The organism is Modestobacter sp. URMC 112, assembly GCF_053502575.1.
Window position 1 is genome coordinate 411,540 of record NZ_CP199957.1, and the last position, 19,593, is coordinate 431,132.

Genomic DNA, 19,593 nt, shown 5'->3' on the forward strand with positions numbered 1-19,593 from the left:
GGGCCCCGTTGCGGCGCTCAGGAGGAGGACGGGGTCCGCCCGTCGCGCAGCCGGCGGACCGGCACGACCATCGGCGTCCCGGTCACCGGGTCGGGGAGGACCCGGGCCTCCAGCTCGAACACCTCGGCCAGCAGGCGCTCGGTGAGGACCTCCTCCGGCGTCCCGGCCGCCACCAGCACGCCGTCCTTCATCGCCACCAGGCGCTGCGCGTAGCGGGCGGCCAGGTTGAGGTCGTGCAGCACGACGGCCACCGTGCGGCCCCGCTCGGTGTGCAGCCGGGAGATCAGCTCCAGCACGTCCACCTGGTGCGCGAGGTCCAGGTAGGTGGTCGGCTCGTCGAGCAGCAGCAGGTCGGTGCCCTGGGCCAGCGCCATGGAGATCCAGGCGCGCTGGCGCTGCCCGCCCGACAGCGCGTCCACCGGGGCGTCGGCGAGCTCGGACAGGTCGGTCCAGGCCAGGGCCTCGGCGACCACCGCGGCGTCGTCCGAGGACCACTGCCGGAGCCAGCTCTGGTGCGGGTGCCGGCCGCGGGCGACCAGGTCGGCGACGGTCAGCCCCTCCGGTGCCAGCGGCGTCTGCGGCAGCAGGCCGAGCACCTTGGCCACCTCGCGGGTCGGCGTGGCGGTGATCGCCCGGCCGTCCAGCAGCACCGCGCCGGCTGTGGGGCGCAGCAGCCGGCCCAGGGCGCGCAGCAGGGTGGACTTGCCGCAGCCGTTGGGGCCGATGATCGCGGTGAACGAGCCGTCGGTCAGCGAGAGGTCGAGCGAGTCGACGACGACGCGGTCGCCGTAGGCCAGCCGGACGCCGTCGGCGGCCAGCCGCACCGGCGCGGTCGTGCGGGGGGTGTCCAGAGCGGTCACAGGGTGGATCGCCGCCTTCCGCGGACCAGGAGCCAGAGCAGGTAGGGGGCGCCGACGACGGCGGTGAGGATGCCCACGGGCAGGGTGTCGGGGAGCACGGTCCGGGTCAGCAGGTCCGCGCCCACGACCAGCACCGCGCCGAGCAGCCCGGAGGCCAGCACGGGCGGGCGGGACCCGCCGGCCAGCCGGACGGCGATCTGCGGCACGACCAGCGCCACGAACGTGATCGGCCCGGCGGCGGCGACGGCGGAGGCGACGCAGCCGACGGCGACCAGGACGACGGCCGCCTGGGCGAGCGGCAGCCGCACCCCCAGCCCGCGGGCGGTGTCGTCGCCGAACTGCAGCACCCCCAGCACCCGGCTGCACGCCAGGGCGAGCGGGAGCAGCACCAGCAGGGCGAGGGCCAGGGGGACGGCGTGCTCCCAGGTGCGGGCGTTGAGCGACCCGGTGATCCACACGTAGGCCGACGCGGCGTCGTTGATCTCGGCGTTGGTGAGCAGCCAGTCGGTGAGCGCCGCGGCCATCGACCACAGGGCGATGCCGACCAGCACCAGGCGGTGTCCGTCGATGCCGGCCCGCCAGGTCAGCCCGAACAGCAGCAGGCCGGCGGCCAGCGCGCCGAGCAGCGCGGCCAGCGGGACGGCCAGCCCGCCGATGCCGCCACCCACGCCGCCGGCCCCGGCGCTCAGCACGATGGCCGCCACCGCCCCGACCGAGGCGCCCTGGGTGATGCCGAGGGTGTCTGGCGAGGCCAGCGGGTTCCGGGCGAAGGTCTGGAACAGCGCACCGGCCACCCCGAGCGCCAGGCCGACCAGCACGCCGACGGCGGTCCGCGGCGCCCGGAGCTGGAGGACGACGAGCTCCTGCCTGCGCTCCCCGAGCCCGGCCAGGGTACGCAGCACGTCGGCCACGCCGATCGGGAAGTCGCCGCGGCCCAGACCGACCGCGGACAGCAGCACCAGGACGGCGAGGGCCCCGGCGGGGACGGCCAGCGCGCGCCACCGCACGATGCCCGAGGCGGGGCCAATGCGGACGACCGTCCCGGACCGGTACGGGGTGTCCGGCCGCGCCGGCGCGGCGACGCTCACAGCGCGGCCGTCCGGCGGCGACGGACCAGCGCGATGAAGAACGGGGCGCCGATCAGCGCGAGCACGATACCGACCTGCAGCTCGCCGGGCCGGGCCACCACCCGGCCGACGACGTCGGCCGCGAGCAGCAGGGCCGCGCCGGCCAGCCCCGAGCAGGGGACCAGCCAGCGGTGGTCGGGGCCGGTCAGCGCGCGCACCGCGTGCGGCACCACCAGGCCGACGAAGGCGATCGGCCCGCAGGCCGCGGTCGCCGCGCCGGCCAGCAGGGTGATGGCGGCGAGCCCGACCACCCGGGCCAGCCAGATGCGCTGCCCCAGCCCGCGGGCGACGTCCTCGCCCAGCCCGAGCAGGTTCAGCGCCGGGGCGTTCACCACGGCCAGCAGCAGCCCGGCGGCGATGAACGGGCCGACCTGCCAGGCCACCTCCGCGCCCCGGCCGGCCAGCGCGCCGACCACCCAGAACCGGAAGGAGTCCAGCGCCTGCTGGTCGCCGATCAGCACCGCCCGCACCAGCGCGTAGAGCAGCGCGGACAGTGCCGAGCCGGCCAGGGCGAGGGTGACCGGGGTGGGCCCGCCCGGGCCCGCCGAGCCGATGGCGTAGACGAGCACGGTGCCGGCCAGGGCGCCGATCAAGGCGAACCAGACGTACCCGGCCGGGTCGGTGACGCCGAGCAGCGAGATGGCCAGGACGACGGCCAGCGAGGCCCCGGCGGTCACGCCCAGCAGGCCGGGGTCGCCCAGCGGGTTGCGGGTGTGGCCCTGCATCAGCGCGCCGGCGACGCCCAGGGCCAGGCCGACCAGCAGCCCCAGCACGGTCCGCGGCACGCGCAGCTGGCGGACCACGATGGCGTCGTCCCCGGGGGTGGCCGGGTCGGAGAGCGCCTGCCAGACGGTGCCCAGCCCGATAGACCGGGTGCCCACGGCGATGCTCAGCACGCAGACGGCGAGGACCAGGAGCAGCAGCAGCCACACGCCCGTCGCCCGGGCGCCGGTGCCGCGCAGCAGGCCGCGCGGCGGTGCCGGGGTCGCCGTCCGGGGCCGGGTGGCCGTGCGCGGTGACACGGGCGGCTCCTGGAGGCGGGTGCGCCGGCCGTCAGGGCTCGGCCGGGCTGGTTAGGCTCACCTTACCCACCCGGCCGCCGTCCCCAGTGGCCGGCGGACTGCCTACCCTCGTGCGGGACCGGGACGGCGTCGTCCCGACCGTCCGCGGAGGTGCCCCGTGCCCGTGCAGCGTCTCGTCCCCACCCAGGAGGCCGCCGACCTGCTGGACCTCACCCGCGAGCTGGCCCGCGAGGAGCTCGCGCCCCGGGTCGCGGCGGCCGAGGCCGACGAGGTGTTCCCCCGGGACGTGTTCACCACGCTGGGCCGGGCCGGGCTCCTCGGGCTGCCCTACGGGGAGGACGTCGGCGGCGGCGGCCAGCCCTACGAGGTGTACCTGCAGGTGCTCGAGGAGCTGGGGGCGGTCTGGGCCAGCGTCGCCGTCGGGGTCAGCGTGCACGGGCTGTCCTGCTTCGGCCTGGCGACGGTCGGCAGCCCCGAGCAGCAGCAGCGCTGGCTGCCGGAGATGCTCGGCGGCGAGCTGCTGGGCGCCTACTGCCTGTCCGAGCCGCACGCCGGCTCCGACCCGGGCGCGATGCGCACCAAGGCGGTCCGGGACGGCGACGCGTACGTGCTGACCGGCGAGAAGGCCTGGACGACGCACGGCGGGCAGGCGGACTTCTACAAGGTCATGGCACGTACCGGCGAGGGGTCGCGGGGCATCTCCTGCTTCCTGGTGCCCGGCGACAGCGCCGGGCTGTCCGCCGACCCGGCGGAGCGGAAGATGGGCCTCACCGGGTCCACCACGGCGACGATGCGGTTCGAGGGCGTCCGGGTGGACGCCGACCGCCGGCTCGGCGCCGAGGGCGAGGGGATGCGGATCGCGCTGTCCGGGCTGGACGCCGGCCGGCTGGGGATCGCCGCCGTCGCCACCGGGCTGGCGCAGGGCGCGCTGGACGACGCGCTGGCCTACGCCGAGGAGCGGGAGACCTTCGGCGTCCCGATCATCGAGCACCAGGGGCTGGCGTTCCTGCTGGCGGACATGGCCGCGGCGGTAGAGACCTCCCGGGCGGTGACCCTGTCCGCCGCGCGCCGCCGGGACGCCGGGCTGCCCTACGGCCGGGAGGCCTCGATCGCCAAGCTGGTGGCCACGGACAACGCGATGAAGGTGACCACCGACGCCGTCCAGGTGCTCGGTGGCTACGGCTACACCCGTGACTTCCCGGTCGAGCGGTACATGCGCGAGGCCAAGGTGATGCAGATCTTCGAGGGCACCAACCAGATCCAGCGGCTGGTGATCAGCCGCGCCCTGGCCAAGGGCGGGACGGCGGCCAGCACGGTCGCCGCCCCACCCGTGGCCTGACGGCCCGGGACGTCGCGTCCCGGGCCGTCAGGCCCTGGTGCAGGGGCCCTCCGCCTGAGCGTGCGAGGCGTGGGGGGCACCCAGCACGGTGGCTGTCAGGCCCTGGTGCAGGGCCCCGCGCCGAGCGTGCGAGGCGTGGGGGGCACCAGGGTCCTTCGTCAGTCGTAGACGACCACGCCGCGGATGTTCACCCCGGCGTGCATGTCCTCGTAGGCCTCGGCGATCTGGTCCAGCGTGTACTCGCGGGTGATGAGCTCGTCGAGCTTGAGCTGACCGGCCTGGTACATGCGCAGCAGCTTCGGGATGATGTCGTGCGGGCTGTTCTCGCCGTAGAGCGAGCCCTGGATCCGCTTCTGCATCATGGTCAGCTCGAACAGCGAGACCGGTGCGCCGATGTCGGTCATCTTCCCGACCCCGGTGACCACCACGGTGCCGGCCTTGCGGATGGCGGCCATCGCCTGGGCCACGTGGTCACCGGTCACCACGCCGATGGTGATGATGGCCGAGTCCGCGCCCTGCCCGTTGGTGATCGACTGGGCGTAGGCGGTGGCCTCCTCGATGCCCTCGAAGGCGTGGGTGGCGCCGAACTCCTGGGCCTTCTCCCGCTTGAAGGGGACCGGGTCGACGGCGATGATCGTCGTCGCGCCGGCGTGCCGGGCGCCCTGGACGGCGTTGACGCCGACCCCGCCGGTGCCCATGACGACGACGACGTCCCCGGGCTGCACGTTGGCGGAGTTCACCGCGGCACCCCAGCCGGTGGGCACGCCGCAGCCGATCAGCGCGGCCTGCTTGAGCGGGATGTCCCTCGGGATCTTCACGACCGAGTCGACGTGCGCCGTCGTGTACTCGGCGAAGGTGGAGATGCCGGCCATCTGGCCGACGTCCTCGCCGTCCAGCTTCATCCGGAAGCTGGTCGGGTCGTCGGCGCGGGAGCCGACCAGCGTGTTGGCGCCGGTGTCGCAGAGGTTGAAGTCGCCACGGGCGCAGGACGGGCAGCGGCCGCAGGCGGGCAGGAACGAGAAGACGACGTGGTCGCCGACCTCGAAGCCGGACGTGTTCGGGCCGACCGCGGTGACCACACCGGCGCCCTCGTGGCCGCCGCAGATCGGGTAGTGGCCGACCATGATGTCGCCGGTCGCTATGTGGTCGTCGGAGTGACACAGGCCCGAGGCCGCCAGCTTGACGGTCACCTCGTTCTGGCGTGGGTCGTCGAGCTCCACCTCGACCGTCTCGTACGTGCCGGGGGCCTTGCGCATGATCGAGGCGCGGGTCGTCAGGGGCATCGTCGCTCCATCCGTCGAGTTCGTGGCACTCAGTGCCAGTGCCGGGCACGGGGAGCCTAGGGGGTGACGGCGCCGATCGTGACGCCGGTCACGTCGCACAGCTCTTAGGCTCGGACCATGTGCCGGAACATCCACGTGCTGCACAACCTCGCGCCGGCGACGACGGACGACGAGGTGCACGCCGCCGCCCTCCAGTACGTGCGCAAGGTGAGCGGCTCCGCCAAGCCGTCCCAGGCCAACCAGGCGGCCTTCGAGCGGGCCGTGGCCGAGGTCGCGCACGCCACCCGGCACCTGCTCGACGACCTGGTCACCAGCGCGCCGCCGCGGGACCGCGAGGTGCTGGCCGCGCAGGCCCGGGAGCGTTCCGCCGCCCGCTACGCGCGCTGACCCCGGGCCGATCGGACGTCGTCCGGGCGGTCTGGACGCAGCGATAGGTCGGGCCCTACCTTTCCCTGCGTCCGTCGGGCACCGGCGCCCGACCGTCCGCCGAGGAGACCCCCGTGTCCGCTCCCGATGTGCCGCCGCTGGTGGCCGAGCAGACCCGCATCGCCGACGAGACGCTCACCGGCGTCGAGGAGCTGTTGCGCACCATCGACGACGCCGACCTGCACCGGGCCGACCCCGGCGGCGGCTGGACCGGCGCGACGATCGTCAGCCACATGACGCTGGCCGGGCTGCTGTGGGTGGGCGACGTGGCCCGCCTGCAGGCCGACCCGCAGCTGGACTCCTTCTACCGGGAGGAGATCGGGCACGACGCGATCGGCGCCGTCCCCCCGACCGCCGCCGAGGCCGCCGACAAGATCGCCTCGTTGCGGCGGACGATGCTCACCACGCTGCCGATGCACACCGAGGAGCTGCTGGCCCGCGAGGTGGACATCACCACCCTGGGCCGCCGGACCGTCGCCGAGTGGCTCCCGATCGTCGTCGGGCACGTGGCGCACCACCGCGACCAGCTGCACGACGTGCTCCGCTCCCGCGGCCGGCTGCCCGCCCGCTTCGACACCTCCTCCGCTGGGGACGGCGCGGCCTGATGCGCGCCGTGGTGCTCACCGGGGTGGGCGGGGTGGAGGTCCAGGACCGCCCGGACCCGCAGCCGGGTCCGCTGCACGTCGTCGTCCACGTCGACGTGGCGTCGCTGTGCGGCACCGACACCCACCAGTTCGAGGGCCGGATCGACTCGCCGTTCCCCCGGGTCCCGGGCCACGACTTCGCCGGCACCGTGGTCGCCGTCGGGGAGGGCGTCGACCCGTCGCTGGTCGGGCGGCAGTTCGCGGTCAAGCCGTCGCTGCCCTGCGGCACCTGCCCCGCGTGCGGGAACGGTCCGTCACTGGACTGCCCGAACAAGAAGCTGATGGGGCTGTGGTCCGACGGCTGCTTCGCCGAGCTGGTGGCGGTGCCGCGGGTCAACCTGGTGCCGGTGCCCGACGGCGTCCCGCTGTGGGGTGCGGCGCTGCTGGAGCCCTTCGCCGTCGGCCTGAACTGCGTCGACCGGCTGCAGGTCGCCCTGGGCGACACGGTGCTGGTGCTCGGGCAGGGGCCGATCGGGCTGGCGGTCGCCCGGCTGGCCGCGCTGTCCGGTGCCGGGCAGCTGCTCGTCACCGACGTGCGGGACGAGGTCTTCGCCGTCTCCCGCGCCTTCGGCGCCACGACCTGCCTGGACAGCCGGGACGACGGTCTGGTCGACCGGGTCCGGGAGCTGACCGGCGGGCGGGGCGCCGACGTCGTCGTCGAGACCTCCGGCGCTCCGGCGGCCACCGCGTCGGTGATCGACCTGGTGCGCAAGGAGGGCAAGGCCTCCTTCATCGGCTACGCCAACGACCTGCCCGGCATCCCGGTCGTGCCGATGATGCTCAAGACGCTCACCGTCTACGGCATCGGCGGCAACGGGGGACGCGGCCAGTACGAGCGGTCCCTGGAGCTGATCCGCACCGGCCGGGTCGACCTGGACCCGCTGGTCACCCACCGCTTCCCGCTCGAGGACGCCCCGGAGGCCTTCGAGGTGGCCGCTACCAAGCGCGACGGCGCCATCAAGGTCCTCCTGGAACCGTGAAGGACCCCCTCGCCCCCCGGCACTCGCAAGCTCGCGCCGAGTCCCGGCGCATGGCCCCCGTTCAGAGGCTCGTCCCGAGCGGAGCGAGGGATGAGGGGAACGGGGGTCCTTACCCGCTGACGCGCTTGTAGACGTCCGGCGGGGCCGCGCCGCCGGCCAGGATCGCGGCCGACCAGCGGTCCAGCCGCGCGGTGAGGTCGGGCAGCTCGTCGCGGACCGGGGCGAGCACCCGGTCCATCGCCGCGTCGGTCGCCGCCTCGACCTCGTCCCGGCGCCGCTGCCCCTCGGGGGTGAGCGCCCCGTCGGCCACCCAGCCGCGCTGGACCAGGTCGGCGTCGGCCGCGGCCATGGCCTCGGGTGACCAGCCGCGGGTGCCGGCGTAGGCGGTGGGCTCCCACCCCAGCCAGTACTCGGTCACCAGGTTCATCTGCAGCCCGGTGAGGCCGGCCGCGACGTTGGCCGCCTGGTGCACGTCGCCGCGGTACTCGCGCAGCAGGTTGGCGGCGTGCCACAGCCGGCCGAACGGGTCCGCGGGCCAGGGCAGCGAGGCCAGCCCGGCGAACAGCGGCCGCCCGGCGACGTCCTCGGCGGCGACGTCGGTCGCCCGGCGCAGCCGGTCGGCCGCGGCCGACACCTCCTCCGCGGGCACGTCGGGCAGCAGCTGGTGGAGCGAGGCGACGGCGCCGGCCTCGCGGGCGGCGAGCACCTGCTCCCGGGTGCACAGCCCCCTCGCCTGCTCGTACAGGCCGGTGACCAGGCCCGGCTCGAAGACGCCGAACGCCGCCACCACGACCGGGGCGGTCGGTTCGCCCATCGGGGCGGTGCGCGCCCAGACGTACCCGGTCAGGAACTCCAGGCCCAGCTCCTCGAGCGCGTCGTAGGCCGGGCGTCCCCAGAAGCCGACGGTGGCGATCGGCTCGGCGGCGTCCCGCAGCCGGCGGGCGGGGCCCTCTGGCACCCGGGGGGCGGCCCGCCCGGGGGCGGGCTCGGTCAGGAAGGCGGCCTGCAGCTCGGCGTAGTCCACGTTCGGCTCCCGGTCGGTGGTCGACGACGCCCGACAGTGTGGCGCGCACCACAAGCCCGTGCACCCAGAGGTCGGGCGGCGCGGCCTGCCCGACGTCGTCATGCTGTCCGCATGACCCTGACGCAGGTCCCTGCCGGGACGCGCACCGAGGACGCGGCGCTGCGCGAGGTGGAGCAGCGGGTGCTGTGGCTGGCCACGGCGATCGTCGACCACGCCAACCGGGTGCGGCCCAACCCGAGCGGGCTCAAGGTCGGCGGCCACCAGGCGTCCAGCGCGTCGATGGTCACGCTGATGACCGCGCTGTGGCTCGAGCAGCTGGGCGCCGAGGACCGGGTGTCGGTCAAGCCGCACGCCTCGCCGGTGCTGCACGCCCTGGAGTACCTGCTGGGTCAGCTGGACGGGCGCTACCTGACCACGCTGCGGGAGTTCGGCGGGCTGCAGAGCTACCCCAGCCGGCTGAAGGACCCGGTGCCGGCCGACTACTCGACCGGGTCGGTCGGCATCGGTGCCACCGCCCCGGTCTGGGGGGCGATCGCCCGCCGCTACGTGAACACCCAGTTCGGCACCGGCGGCGCGGGCCGGCAGTGGTCGCTGGTGGGCGACGCCGAGCTGGACGAGGGCGCGGTCTGGGAGGCCGTGCTCGACCCGATGGTCGCCGAGCTCGGTGAGGTCGTCTGGGTGGTCGACTACAACCGGCAGTCGCTGGACCGCGTCGTCCCGACCTTCGGCGCCACCCGGCTGCAGGGGATGTTCGCCGCGGCCGGCTGGCAGGTGCTCACGGTCAAGTACGGGGCGCTGCTGGAGGAGCTGTTCACCCGCCCCGGCGGCGCGGAGCTGCGCGGCCGGATCGACGAGATGACCAACCCGGAGTACCAGCGGATGCTGCGCCGCGACGCGGCCGAGCTGCGCGCGCAGCTGCCCGGCGACGGACCAGGGGCGTCGGCGGTCGCGGAGCTCATCGCCGGGGTGGGCGACGACGACCTCGTGGCCGCCGTCCGCAACCTCGGCGGGCACGACCTGGCCGCGCTGCGGGCCGCGTTCGCCGCGATCGACGACACCCGGCCCACCGTCGTGCTGGCCTACACGCTCAAGGGCTACGGCCTGGCCACCGAGGGGCACCCGCAGAACCACTCCGCGCTGCTCACCGAGGCCCAGCTCGGCGAGCTGGCCGCCCGGGTCGGCGTCGACCCGAGCGACCCGTGGGCGAGGTTCCCCGCCGGCAGCGCCCCGGCCGAGCTGCTGGCCGCCGCGGCGGCCCGGCTCCGGCGGACCGAGCACGAGGGGGCCCCCGCACCCGCCGTCCCGACGGACCTGGGGCGCACCCCGTCGGGGACGGCGACGACGCAGGCGGCGCTGGGGCGCACGCTGCTGGACCTGAACCGGGCCGCGCCCGAGGTGGGGGCGCGGGTGGTCACCGTCAGCCCGGACGTCAGCTCCAGCACCAACCTCGGCGGCTGGGTGAACAAGGTGGGGGTCTGGTCGGCCGAGGACCGGCACAACTGGTTCTCCGACGACCCCGAGACGATCCTGCACTGGCGCGAGCGGCCCAGCGGCCAGCACGTCGAGCTGGGCATCGCCGAGACCAACCTCGTCGGGCTGATGGGCGAGCTCGGCGCCACCTGGAGCCGCTGGTCGCAGCCGCTGCTGCCGATCGGGGTCATGTACGACCCGTTCGTCGCCCGGGCGCTGGAGCCGTGGTCGTTCGGCGTCTACGCCGGCGGGCAGTCGATCCTGGTCGGTACGCCGTCCGGGGTGACGCTCGCCCCGGAGGGCGGCGCGCACCAGTCGATCACCACCCCGTCGATCGGGCTGGAGCAGCCCGGCGTGGTGACCTACGAGCCGGCGTTCGCGCTGGACACCGAGTGGTGCCTGCTGGCCGCGATGGCCCGGCTCGGCCGCCCGGACGGCGGCTCGGCCTATCTGCGGCTGTCCACCCGCCCGGTCGACCAGGCCCTCGCGGGCGTGCCGACCGACCCCGCCGCCCGGGAGCGCCGCCGTCGGCAGGTGGTGTCCGGTGCCTACGCGCTGCGCCGCGCCGACCGGCCCGCCGTCACCGTGGTCGCGATGGGCGCGGTGCTCCCCGAGGCGCTGGCCGCAGCCGACCGGCTCGGCGAGCTGGGGTTCCCGGCCGACGTCGTCTGCGTGACCAGCCCGGGGCTGCTCTTCCGCGCCCTGCAGGCCCGGCGGGGTCTGGACGACGCCCCGACCGGCGTGCTCGACACCGTGTTCCCGCACCCCCGCGCCACCCCGATGGTCACCGTGCTGGACGGGCACCCGCACACCCTGGCGTTCCTGACCGGGGTGCACCAGGTCCGCGGGACGCACCTGGGCGTCACCCGGTTCGGGCAGTCCGGGGACCTGGACAGCGTCTACCGGCACCACGGCCTGGACGCCGACACGATCATCGGCGCCGCCCTCGACCTCGTCGACTGAGTGAGGACCCCCTGCCCCCCACGCCTCGCGAGCTCGGCGCGGGCCCCTGCTGGGGGCCGACACCCGCGCTTTCGGTACCGAAAGCGCGGGACGGGTCCGTCAGACCAGGAAGCGGTAGGCCGTGGTGCCGGGCGCGAGGTGCTGGATCTTCAGCGGACCAGCCTCGACCCGGGCCATCAGCGGTGCGAACCCGTCGACGCTGCCGAGCTCGATGCCGGTCAGCGCCGCGCCGGTCTCCCGGTTGTCGCGCTTGACGTACTCGAACAGCACGATGTCGTCGTCCGGTCCGAGCACCTCGTCCAGGAAGCGGCGCAGCGCGCCGGGCTCCTGGGGGAACTCGACCAGGAAGTAGTGCTTGAGCCCCTGGTGCACGAGCGAGCGCTCGACCACCTCGGCGTACCGGCTGACGTCGTTGTTGCCGCCGGACAACAGGCACACGACCGTCTGCCCGGGCTCCACCAGGACGGCGCCACCGGTCAGCGCCGCGCTGGCCAGGGCGCCCGCCGGCTCGGCGATGACGCCGTCCACCTGGTACAGCTCGAGCATCTCGGTGCAGACCTGGCCCTCGGGCACGGTCACCAGCTCGCAGCCGGCGTCCCGGACCAGCGGAAAGGTCACGTCCCCGGCCCGGCGGACCGAGGCGCCGTCGACGAAGGTGTCGATCTCGGACAGCTCCACCGGGTGCCCGGCGGCGAGTGCGGCGGCCATGTTGGCCGCGCCGGCCGGCTCCACCCCGACCACCCGGGTGCCCGGCGAGTGCTCGCGCAGCCAGGTGGCGCAGCCGGCCAGCAGGCCGCCGCCGCCCACCGGCAGGACGACGACGTCGGGGACGGTGCCCAGCTGCTCCAGCAGCTCGACGGCCACCGTCGCCTGCCCGGCCACGGTGGAGAGCGCGTCGAAGGCCGGCACCAGGGTCGCCCCGGTGGCCGCGGCGTGGGCGGCCGCGGCGGCCGCGGCGTCGTCGTAGGTGTCCCCCTGGACGACGAGCTCCACCATGTCCCCGCCGAGGGCGGCGATCCGCTGCCGCTTCTGCCGCGGCGTCGTCCCGGGCACGAAGACCCGGCCCCGGACGCCGAGCACCCGGCAGGCGTAGGCCACCCCCTGCCCGTGGTTGCCGGCGCTGGCGGTCACCGCTCCGGCGGCCCGCCCGGCGGCGTCCAGCCGGCTGATCGTGTTGTAGGCGCCGCGCACCTTGTACGAGCGGCCGACCTGGAGGTCCTCCCGCTTGGTCCAGACCGCGGCCCCGGTCAGCTCCGACAGCCGGGCGTTGCGCTGCAGCGGCGTCCGTTCGGCGACCCCGGCCAGCCGTCGGGCGGCCTCCTGGACCTCGCCGGAGAAGCTGGTGCGCACGCTGGTCATCGCACCATCTTCGCCCAGCCGTGCGGCGCGGCCGGCGAGGCCGGGTCAGCCGGCCCAGGCGGGCGCGGGTCCGAGGCCGGTCCGGTGGCGGGCGGCTTCCTCCGAGGGGCTGTGGGAGCCGAGGGCCAGGTGCAGCGCACGCAGCTGGAGGCGGGTGACCACCAGCTGCCCCCGCTGGGCCGGTCCGCGGGCCGCCCGGCCGGGGACGCCGGCCAGCGGGGCGATCGTCGGGGACACCAGCAGCGCGGCCGCTCCGGACAGCCCGGCGTAGAACAGCTGCTCCGGCGGGCTCAACCCGGGCGGTGCGGACAGGAAGCTGCGCAGGTCCTGCGGCACGGGCTCCAGTACCGGCGCGTACTCCGCCAGGGCCTCGGCGAGCTCGGCCTCGCTCGCGGGCAGGTCCCGTGCTCCGAGCGCCTGCGCGCTGCGGGCCCACTCGGCGACGTAGGTGTCGGCCCAGCGACGGCCGAAGCGTGGGGTCAGGTCGCTGCCCACGGCCTCCTGGGCGGCGAGGAAGGCGTCGGTGAAGGCGAGGTGCACCCAGCGGAGCAGCTCGGGGTCCGAGGCGGAGTAGGCCCGCCCGTCGTCCGTGGTCCCGCGGACCCGGGTGTGCAGGGCGCGGACCCGGGCCGACTCCCGCTCGGCCAGCTCCGCGGAGCCGAACGTGCTGACCACCAACCAGCGGGCGGTGCCGGCCAGCCGGGCCCACGGGTCCAGCTGGTAGGCCGAGTGCCGCTGGACGCCGGCCAGGGCGAGGGGGTGCGCCCCCTGACCGAGCAGGGCGCCGACGCCGCCCACCAGGGTGGAGAGGTCGCCGTGCACCCGCCACACCACGCCGTCCGGGGCGAACCAGCCTGGCCCCTCGCCGACCGAGGCGATGTCGCGGACCCAGTCCGGGGCGCCGGTGGGGTCGCCGGAGACCCGGGCCCGGAAGCGGGCGCGGGCGATCCCGGGCAGGCCGGTCAGGGGGAGCACGGGAGGTCGCTCAGAGGCCCCAGTACTTCCCCCGGGTGGCCTCCTTCTCCGGCACGGGGGCGAAGACGTTGCCGGTGGTCGACGGGACGTCGTCCCGGGACATGCCGAACACCCGCAGCAGCGGGCCGACGAGGGCGTCGTACACCGGCGGGAACAGCCGGAACCCGGCGATGATCAGCGGGTTGGCGAAGCCGGACTGCTTGAGCCGGCGCGGGTGCGCGACCCGGTCGACGATGGCCCGGGCCACCCGCTCCGGGGTGTAGACCGGCGGCGGCGGGTGGCCGGTGTTGCCGAGCACGGTGGCGGCCTGGTCGTAGATGGGCGTGGTCGTACCGCCCGGCGCGACGGCGGACACGTGCACGTCGGGGAGCTCGCGGAGCTCCTGCTGCAGCGTCCGGACCATGCCCAACTGGCCCCACTTGGCGGCGATGTAGGCGCCCATGGTCGGCGCGCTGACGGAGGCGAGCAGGGAGCTGACCACGATCATCGAGCCCTGCTGCTGGCGACGGAAGACCGGGATGACCGCTTTGATCAGGTTGTTCGTGCCGTGCAGCGCGGTGTCGACGACCCGCTCGAAGACGTCGGGGTCCAGGTCCTCGAGCCGGCCGTAGGCCATCACCGTGGCCGCGTGCACGACCACGTCGAGCCGGCCGAACGTGCCGGTCGCGGTGTCCACGGCGGCCTGCAGGCCGGCCCGGTCCAGCACGTCGACCGCTGCGATCTCGACGGCCGCGGCCCCGGCCGCGCGGCACTCGACGGCGGCCGCGGTCAGCGTCTGCTCGCTGCGGGCGACGAGCACCAACGAGGCGCCGCGCTGTGCGAACAGGACGGCGGTCGCCCGGCCGATCCCGCTGGAGGCGCCGGTGACCAGCACGACCTCGCGGCGGCCGAGCTCTTCGGGGGTGGACGAGGGAGGGGTTGCTGTCTGCTCAGCCGTCACCTCGCTCCGCTACCCCCAGGCGGCTCCGCCATGCCCTGCAGTGTCAGTCCGCCCCGAGACGACCGCTGGTACCGCCCTGCTGGATCATGTCCGCGTGTTGCAGTCGGCGCGTGAGCTCGGTACCCGAGAGCAGCTGCTCTCGGCCGCAGTGCGCGTGCAGGCACTGTCCTTCGACGGGTTGGAGCTCGTGTCGCTGCGCTTGCCTGCTCGGCTGTGGCTGGACCGATGCTCGTTCGTCGGCGCGGAGCTCGAAGCGGCCATCCTCGAGCCCGGAACGCACCTGCCGGACGGCTCCGTCTATTGAGGCGGTGGTACTGCGCCGCCGAAGATCCCTTCGGCGGCGGCAGCCTCCGGCCACTGCCTACAGGCGTGGGGCGATGAGGATCTGGGTGCCGTCGGGGCGGTAGGTGCGCCATCGGCCGTCCGGTGGTCGCTCGACCCGGAACCCGTGGTGGACCTTGGTGTGTGGAAGGACCACCCCCTCCCCACGACTCGCAAGCTCGCCGCGGGCCCCTGGGGGCGGCCGGGTGGACGTCGCACCAGTGGGTCGGGGCGGTGCAGCCGGCGAAGACGCAGTGCCGGTCCCGGCGTTCCACCGCCCGCCGGATGTGTGGCGGGACGACCCGCTTGTCGCGGCCCACGTCGAGCGGTAGCCCATCAGGGCTCATCACCATCCGGGAGATCGTCGCATCGCAGGCCAGCCACCGGGCCCGGGCGGCGGAGATCTGCGCGCCGAAACCGGTGGTGGCTGCCCCTGGCCCGGTGGTCGTGGTGTCGGTGAGGTCCTCGACGTCGATGGTGACGATGACGTGCGGCTTGACGGTGCGCAGGAAGGGCAGCAGAAGGACCCGGCTGCCCCCCGCCGCTCGCAAGCTCGCGCCGGGCCCCTGCAGTCGGGCCACGGGAGCGGCCACCCCCAGGGGCCCGCGCCGAGCGTGCGAGGCGTGGGGAGGGGGTGGTCCTTCCTCTTCTCGAAGCCCACGGTGTCGAGCTCGAACCGGCCGCTCCCACCCTCGGTGTGCCTGGCCAAACTCAGCCGCCGCCCCTCGGTCGGGTCGGGTTCGGGCCCGTCCGGGTCGAGCGCGGCCTGGAAGGACTGCACGGCTCCGACCAGCCGCTCGTAGGGCTCCTCCGCGGCCACCTGCGCCCAGGCCTGGTCGAACGGGGCAAGGTCGATGCCCTGCTCGGCGGCGGCGGCCAGCCGGTCGGGCCGCACCGCGGTGGCCAGCACCGCCATCTGCTCGGCGGTCACCTCCCCGGCGGCGAACGCCGCAGCCACCGCGGGCAGGTGCTCCAGCGCCCGACCCGAGTGCACCAGCCGTGACGCGGCGCCCGGCGAGAGCCGGCCGTGGCCGCGCAGCCAGGACTGTGGTGTCTTGATCCCGTCGTGCTCGGTGGCCTGGGTGCGGTCGGCGTGCCGCACGGTGCGGGTCAGTTCGGCGTCGAGCTTGTTACGCGCCTGCAGCAGCTCCGCGACCCGGTCCAGCACCAGCCCGTCGCTCAGGTCGTGCAGGTCCTCGGCGGCGTAGGCGTCCAGGGTCGAGGTGAGCTCGCCCATGACACCTCCCGCAGCGCTTCGAACTGGTGTTCGAAGTCTACCGCCACGCGGGTGTCCGTACAAGAGGAAAGGCCAGGTCAGAGGGCTGCGCGAACCGCGGCGACACCCCCCGGATGGCCGGCCGGCACGATCGGACGGCGATCGGTCCGCGCGAGTTCGACCGAGGGATGCCCGCCGAAACGCGGCACCGCTACGGTCGGACCCGACGCGGTGCCCGAGGGCCCGCCCGGCACGAGAGGACTCCGCCCGTGTTCGAAAAGGTCCTGGTCGCCAACCGCGGGGAGATCGCGGTCCGCGCCTTCCGTGCCGCCTACGAGCTGGGCGCGGGCACCGTCGCGGTGTTCCCGCACGAGGACCGCAACTCCGTGCACCGGCTCAAGGCAGACGAGAGCTACGAGATCGGCGAGCCCGGCCACCCGGTGCGCAACTACCTCGACGTGGGCGAGATCGTCCGCGCCGCCCAGCGCGCCGGCGCCGACGCGGTCTACCCCGGCTACGGGTTCCTGTCGGAGAACCCCGACCTGGCCGCGGCCTGCGCGGAGGCGGGCGTCACCTTCGTCGGCCCGTCCGCCGACGTGCTGCGGCTCACCGGCAACAAGTCCCGGGCCATCGCCGCGGCGCGGGAGGCCGGGCTGCCGGTGCTCGCCTCCACCGACCCGGACCGGGACGTCGACGCGCTGCTGGCCGCGGCCGAGGCCATCGACGGCCCGGTGTTCGTCAAGGCCGTCGCCGGCGGCGGCGGCCGCGGCATGCGCCGGGTCGAGGACCGCGGCCAGCTGCGCAGCTCCATCGAGGCGGCGATGCGGGAGGCCGAGTCGGCGTTCGGCGACCCGACCGTCTTCCTCGAGCAGGCGGTCGTCGACCCGCGGCACATCGAGGTGCAGGTGCTCGCCGACGCCGAAGGCAACGTCATCCACCTCTACGAGCGGGACTGCTCGGTGCAGCGCCGCCACCAGAAGGTCATCGAGCTGGCCCCCGCGCCCAACCTGGACCCGGCGCTGCGGGAGCGGATCTGCGCCGACGCCGTCGCCTTCGCCCGCCAGATCGGCTACGTGAACGCCGGGACGGTCGAGTTCCTCGTCGACCGCGAGGGCCGGCACGTGTTCATCGAGATGAACCCGCGGATCCAGGTCGAGCACACGGTCACCGAGGAGGTCACCGACGTCGACCTGGTGCAGAGCCAGCTGCGGATCGCGTCGGGGGAGACGCTCGCCGACCTCGGCCTCTCCCAGGACGCCGTCCAGCTGCGTGGCGCCGCGCTGCAGTGCCGCATCACCACCGAGGACCCGGCCAACGGCTTCCGTCCCGACACCGGCCGGATCACCGCCTACCGGTCGCCCGGAGGCGCGGGGGTGCGGCTGGACGGCGGGACGGCGCTGGGTGCCGAGGTGGCCGCGCACTTCGACTCGATGCTGGTGAAGCTGACGTGCCGGGGGCGGACCTTCGACATCGCGGTGGCCCGGGCCCGCCGGGCCGTGGCCGAGTTCCGCATCCGTGGCGTCTCCACCAACATCCCCTTCCTGCAGGCGGTGCTGGACGACCCCGACTTCGCCGCGGGCCGGGCGACGACGTCCTTCATCGAGGAACGCCCCCACCTGCTCACCGCCCGGAGCTCGGCCGACCGGGGCACCCGGCTGCTCACCTACCTGGCCGACGTGACCGTCAACCACCCGCACGGCGACCGGCCGCACCTGGTCAACCCGGTGGAGAAGCTGCCGCGGGTGGACCTGGCGCAGGAGCCGCGGAGCGGGTCGCGGGACCGGCTGCGCGAGCTGGGCCCGGAGCGGTTCGCCGCCGACCTGCGCGACCGGACCGCCCTGGCCGTCACCGACACCACCTTCCGGGACGCCCACCAGTCGCTGCTGGCCACCCGGGTGCGCACCAAGGACCTGCTCGCCGTCGCCGGGCACGTCGCCCGCTCCACGCCGGAGCTGCTGAGCCTCGAGGCCTGGGGCGGGGCCACCTACGACGTGGCGCTGCGGTTCCTGCACGAGGACCCCTGGGACCGGCTGGCCGCGCTGCGCGAGGCGGTGCCCAACGTCTGCCTGCAGATGCTGCTGCGCGGCCGGAACACCGTCGGCTACACCCCCTACCCCGAGCAGGTCACGACGGCGTTCGTGGAGGAGGCGGCGCGCACCGGCATCGACGTCTTCCGGGTGTTCGACGCGCTCAACGACGTCAGCCAGATGCGGCCGGCGATCGACGCCGTCCGGGAGACCGGGACGGCGATCGCCGAGGTCGCGCTCTGCTACACCGCCGACCTCTCCGACCCGGCCGAGCAGCTGTACGACCTGGACTACTACCTGCGGCTCGCCGAGCAGATCGTCGACGCCGGCGCGCACGTGCTGGCGATCAAGGACATGGCCGGGCTGCTCCGCCCGCCGGCCGCGGCCACCCTGGTGACCGCGCTGCGCGAGCGCTTCGACCTGCCGGTGCACCTGCACACCCACGACACCGCCGGCGGTCAGCTGGCCACGCTGATGGCGGCCTGGCAGGCCGGCGTGGACGCCGTGGACGGCGCGGTCGCCAGCATGGCCGGCACCACCAGCCAGCCGCCGCTGTCGGCCATCGTCGCGGCGACCGACCACACCGAGCGGGCCACCGGGCTGGACCTTCGGGCGGTGAACGACCTGGAGCCCTACTGGGAGGCCGTGCGCCGCGTCTACGCGCCGTTCGAGTCCGGGCTGCCCTCGCCCACCGGCCGGGTCTACACCCACGAGATCCCCGGCGGGCAGCTGTCCAACCTGCGCCAGCAGGCCATCGCGCTGGGCCTCGGGCAGCGGTTCGAGGAGGTCGAGGACGCCTACGCCGCCGCCGACCGGCTGCTGGGGCGCCTGGTCAAGGTCACCCCGTCGTCGAAGGTGGTGGGCGACCTGGCCCTGCAGCTGGTCGGCGCCGGGGTGTCGGTGGACGACTTCGCCGCCGACCCGGGCAAGTTCGACCTACCCGACTCGGTGGTCGGGTTCCTGCGCGGGGAGCTCGGCGACCCGCCCGGCGGCTGGCCCGAGCCGTTCCGCAGCCGCGCGCTGGAGGGCCGCCGTCCCGAGGAGCCGCCCGCCGAGCTGTCCGAGGACGACGTCCGCGGGCTGGCCGAGGAGCCCCGCGCCACGCTCAACCGGCTGCTGTTCCCCGGGCCGACCAAGGAGTTCCTGGCCCACCGGGAGTCCTACGGCGACACCTCGGTGCTGCCCAGCAAGGAGTTCCTCTACGGCCTGCGCCAGGGGGTCGAGCACTCGGTGGACCTGGAGCCCGGCGTCCGGCTGCTGATCACCATCGAGGCCGTCTCGGACGCCGACGAGCGCGGCATGCGCACCGTCATGTGCTCGCTCAACGGGCAGCTGCGGCCGGTCTCGGTGCGGGACCGGTCCGTCTCGGCGGACGTGAAGTCGGCGGAGAAGGCCGACCGCGGCAACCCCGACCACGTCGCCGCCCCCTTCGCCGGGGTGGTCAGCCTCTCTGTCGCCGACGGCGACACCGTCGAGGCCGGCCAGCAGATCGCCACCATCGAGGCGATGAAGATGGAGGCCGGGATCACCGCACCGCGGGCGGGGAAGGTCGCCCGGGTGGCGATCGGCGCGGTCCAGCAGGTCGAGGGCGGCGACCTCCTCGTCGTCCTGGAGTAG

Annotated in this window: 16 protein-coding genes; 7 read left to right on the forward strand and 9 right to left on the reverse strand. The window is 74.9% G+C overall.

Going from position 1 to position 19,593, the window contains the following annotated elements:
• Window positions 1–17 precede the first annotated feature (17 nt).
• The 3 genes from ACWIX6_RS01910 to ACWIX6_RS01920 are packed head-to-tail and all read right to left on the reverse strand — an operon-like array spanning window position 18 to window position 3,009.
• The gene (locus ACWIX6_RS01910; protein WP_448615157.1) at window positions 18–860 is read right to left on the reverse strand and encodes an ABC transporter ATP-binding protein; all 843 of its coding nucleotides are present in this window, start codon (window positions 858–860) and stop codon (window positions 18–20) included.
• A complete protein-coding gene (locus ACWIX6_RS01915; RefSeq protein ID WP_448615158.1) occupies window positions 857–1,948 on the reverse strand; it encodes a FecCD family ABC transporter permease in 1,092 nt (363 codons plus the stop codon). Before ACWIX6_RS01915 ends, ACWIX6_RS01910 begins: the two co-directional genes overlap by 4 nt.
• Window positions 1,945–3,009, reverse strand: a complete 1,065-nt coding sequence (locus ACWIX6_RS01920; protein WP_448615159.1) for a FecCD family ABC transporter permease — start codon at window positions 3,007–3,009, stop codon at window positions 1,945–1,947. The genes ACWIX6_RS01915 and ACWIX6_RS01920 overlap by 4 nt, the downstream gene beginning before the upstream one ends.
• Window positions 3,010–3,166: 157 nt before the next feature.
• Between ACWIX6_RS01920 and ACWIX6_RS01925 the strand changes: the two genes are divergently transcribed.
• Window positions 3,167–4,348, forward strand: a complete 1,182-nt coding sequence (locus ACWIX6_RS01925; RefSeq protein WP_448615160.1) for an acyl-CoA dehydrogenase family protein — start codon at window positions 3,167–3,169, stop codon at window positions 4,346–4,348.
• A 158-nt stretch (window positions 4,349–4,506) separates the two neighbouring features.
• Here the strand turns inward: ACWIX6_RS01925 and ACWIX6_RS01930 are convergent, their stop codons facing one another.
• On the reverse strand, window positions 4,507–5,631 hold the full coding sequence (locus ACWIX6_RS01930; protein WP_448615161.1) for an NDMA-dependent alcohol dehydrogenase: 1,125 nt from the start codon (window positions 5,629–5,631) through the stop codon (window positions 4,507–4,509).
• Between the two features lie 117 nt (window positions 5,632–5,748).
• On the opposite strand from ACWIX6_RS01930, the gene ACWIX6_RS01935 reads away from it, so the two are divergent.
• The 3 genes from ACWIX6_RS01935 (at window position 5,749) to ACWIX6_RS01945 (ending at window position 7,681) form a co-directional block, all read left to right on the forward strand.
• Window positions 5,749–6,018 carry a DUF2277 domain-containing protein gene (locus tag ACWIX6_RS01935; protein WP_448615162.1) on the forward strand — a complete coding sequence of 90 codons (270 nt, stop codon included), beginning with the start codon at window positions 5,749–5,751 and terminating at the stop codon, window positions 6,016–6,018.
• Between the two features lie 113 nt (window positions 6,019–6,131).
• Complete coding sequence (locus tag ACWIX6_RS01940; protein ID WP_448615163.1) at window positions 6,132–6,662, forward strand: DinB family protein; 531 nt, start codon at window positions 6,132–6,134, stop codon at window positions 6,660–6,662.
• Complete coding sequence (locus ACWIX6_RS01945; protein WP_448615164.1) at window positions 6,662–7,681, forward strand: zinc-dependent alcohol dehydrogenase; 1,020 nt, start codon at window positions 6,662–6,664, stop codon at window positions 7,679–7,681. The genes ACWIX6_RS01940 and ACWIX6_RS01945 overlap by 1 nt, the downstream gene beginning before the upstream one ends.
• Window positions 7,682–7,790: 109 nt before the next feature.
• Here ACWIX6_RS01945 and ACWIX6_RS01950 read toward each other — a convergent pair whose 3' ends face one another.
• Entirely contained in the window at window positions 7,791–8,705 is a 915-nt protein-coding gene (locus tag ACWIX6_RS01950) for an SCO6745 family protein (RefSeq protein ID WP_448615165.1), read from the reverse strand.
• A gap of 111 nt (window positions 8,706–8,816) precedes the next feature.
• Here ACWIX6_RS01950 and ACWIX6_RS01955 point away from each other — a divergent pair, with 111 nt between their 5' ends.
• Window positions 8,817–11,138 (forward strand): transketolase-like TK C-terminal-containing protein, encoded by a 2,322-nt coding sequence (locus ACWIX6_RS01955; RefSeq protein ID WP_448615166.1) that lies wholly within the window; start codon window positions 8,817–8,819, stop codon window positions 11,136–11,138.
• Window positions 11,139–11,237: 99 nt separating this feature from the next.
• On the opposite strand, the gene ilvA is transcribed toward ACWIX6_RS01955, so the two are convergent.
• From ilvA to ACWIX6_RS01970, 3 genes are read right to left on the reverse strand one after another with little or no spacing between them, the layout of a single operon-like run.
• Entirely contained in the window at window positions 11,238–12,497 is a 1,260-nt protein-coding gene (ilvA, locus tag ACWIX6_RS01960; RefSeq protein ID WP_448615167.1) for a threonine ammonia-lyase IlvA, read from the reverse strand.
• 45 nt (window positions 12,498–12,542) lie between these two features.
• A complete protein-coding gene (locus ACWIX6_RS01965; RefSeq protein WP_448615168.1) occupies window positions 12,543–13,472 on the reverse strand; it encodes an oxygenase MpaB family protein in 930 nt (309 codons plus the stop codon).
• 10 nt (window positions 13,473–13,482) lie between these two features.
• Window positions 13,483–14,412 carry an SDR family NAD(P)-dependent oxidoreductase gene (locus ACWIX6_RS01970; protein WP_448615169.1) on the reverse strand — a complete coding sequence of 310 codons (930 nt, stop codon included), beginning with the start codon at window positions 14,410–14,412 and terminating at the stop codon, window positions 13,483–13,485.
• Window positions 14,413–14,506: 94 nt separating this feature from the next.
• Here ACWIX6_RS01970 and ACWIX6_RS01975 point away from each other — a divergent pair, with 94 nt between their 5' ends.
• Window positions 14,507–14,716, forward strand: a complete 210-nt coding sequence (locus tag ACWIX6_RS01975; protein WP_448615170.1) for a hypothetical protein — start codon at window positions 14,507–14,509, stop codon at window positions 14,714–14,716.
• A 363-nt stretch (window positions 14,717–15,079) separates the two neighbouring features.
• On the opposite strand, the gene ACWIX6_RS01980 is transcribed toward ACWIX6_RS01975, so the two are convergent.
• Window positions 15,080–15,970: a DUF222 domain-containing protein gene (locus ACWIX6_RS01980; protein ID WP_448615171.1), complete on the reverse strand. Its 891-nt coding sequence runs from the start codon at window positions 15,968–15,970 to the stop codon at window positions 15,080–15,082.
• A gap of 248 nt (window positions 15,971–16,218) precedes the next feature.
• Here ACWIX6_RS01980 and ACWIX6_RS01985 point away from each other — a divergent pair, with 248 nt between their 5' ends.
• Window positions 16,219–19,593: a pyruvate carboxylase gene (locus ACWIX6_RS01985; RefSeq protein ID WP_448615172.1), complete on the forward strand. Its 3,375-nt coding sequence runs from the start codon at window positions 16,219–16,221 to the stop codon at window positions 19,591–19,593.

Coding starts and splice junctions, on each gene's coding strand:
- ACWIX6_RS01980 (WP_448615171.1), bottom strand. CDS start 15,970: ATGGGCGAGCTCACCTCGACCCTGGACGCCTACGCCGCCGAGGACCTG.
- ACWIX6_RS01955 (WP_448615166.1), top strand. CDS start 8,817: ATGACCCTGACGCAGGTCCCTGCCGGGACGCGCACCGAGGACGCGGCG.
- ilvA (WP_448615167.1), bottom strand. CDS start 12,497: ATGACCAGCGTGCGCACCAGCTTCTCCGGCGAGGTCCAGGAGGCCGCC.
- ACWIX6_RS01945 (WP_448615164.1), top strand. CDS start 6,662: ATGCGCGCCGTGGTGCTCACCGGGGTGGGCGGGGTGGAGGTCCAGGAC.
- ACWIX6_RS01930 (WP_448615161.1), bottom strand. CDS start 5,631: ATGCCCCTGACGACCCGCGCCTCGATCATGCGCAAGGCCCCCGGCACG.
- ACWIX6_RS01935 (WP_448615162.1), top strand. CDS start 5,749: ATGTGCCGGAACATCCACGTGCTGCACAACCTCGCGCCGGCGACGACG.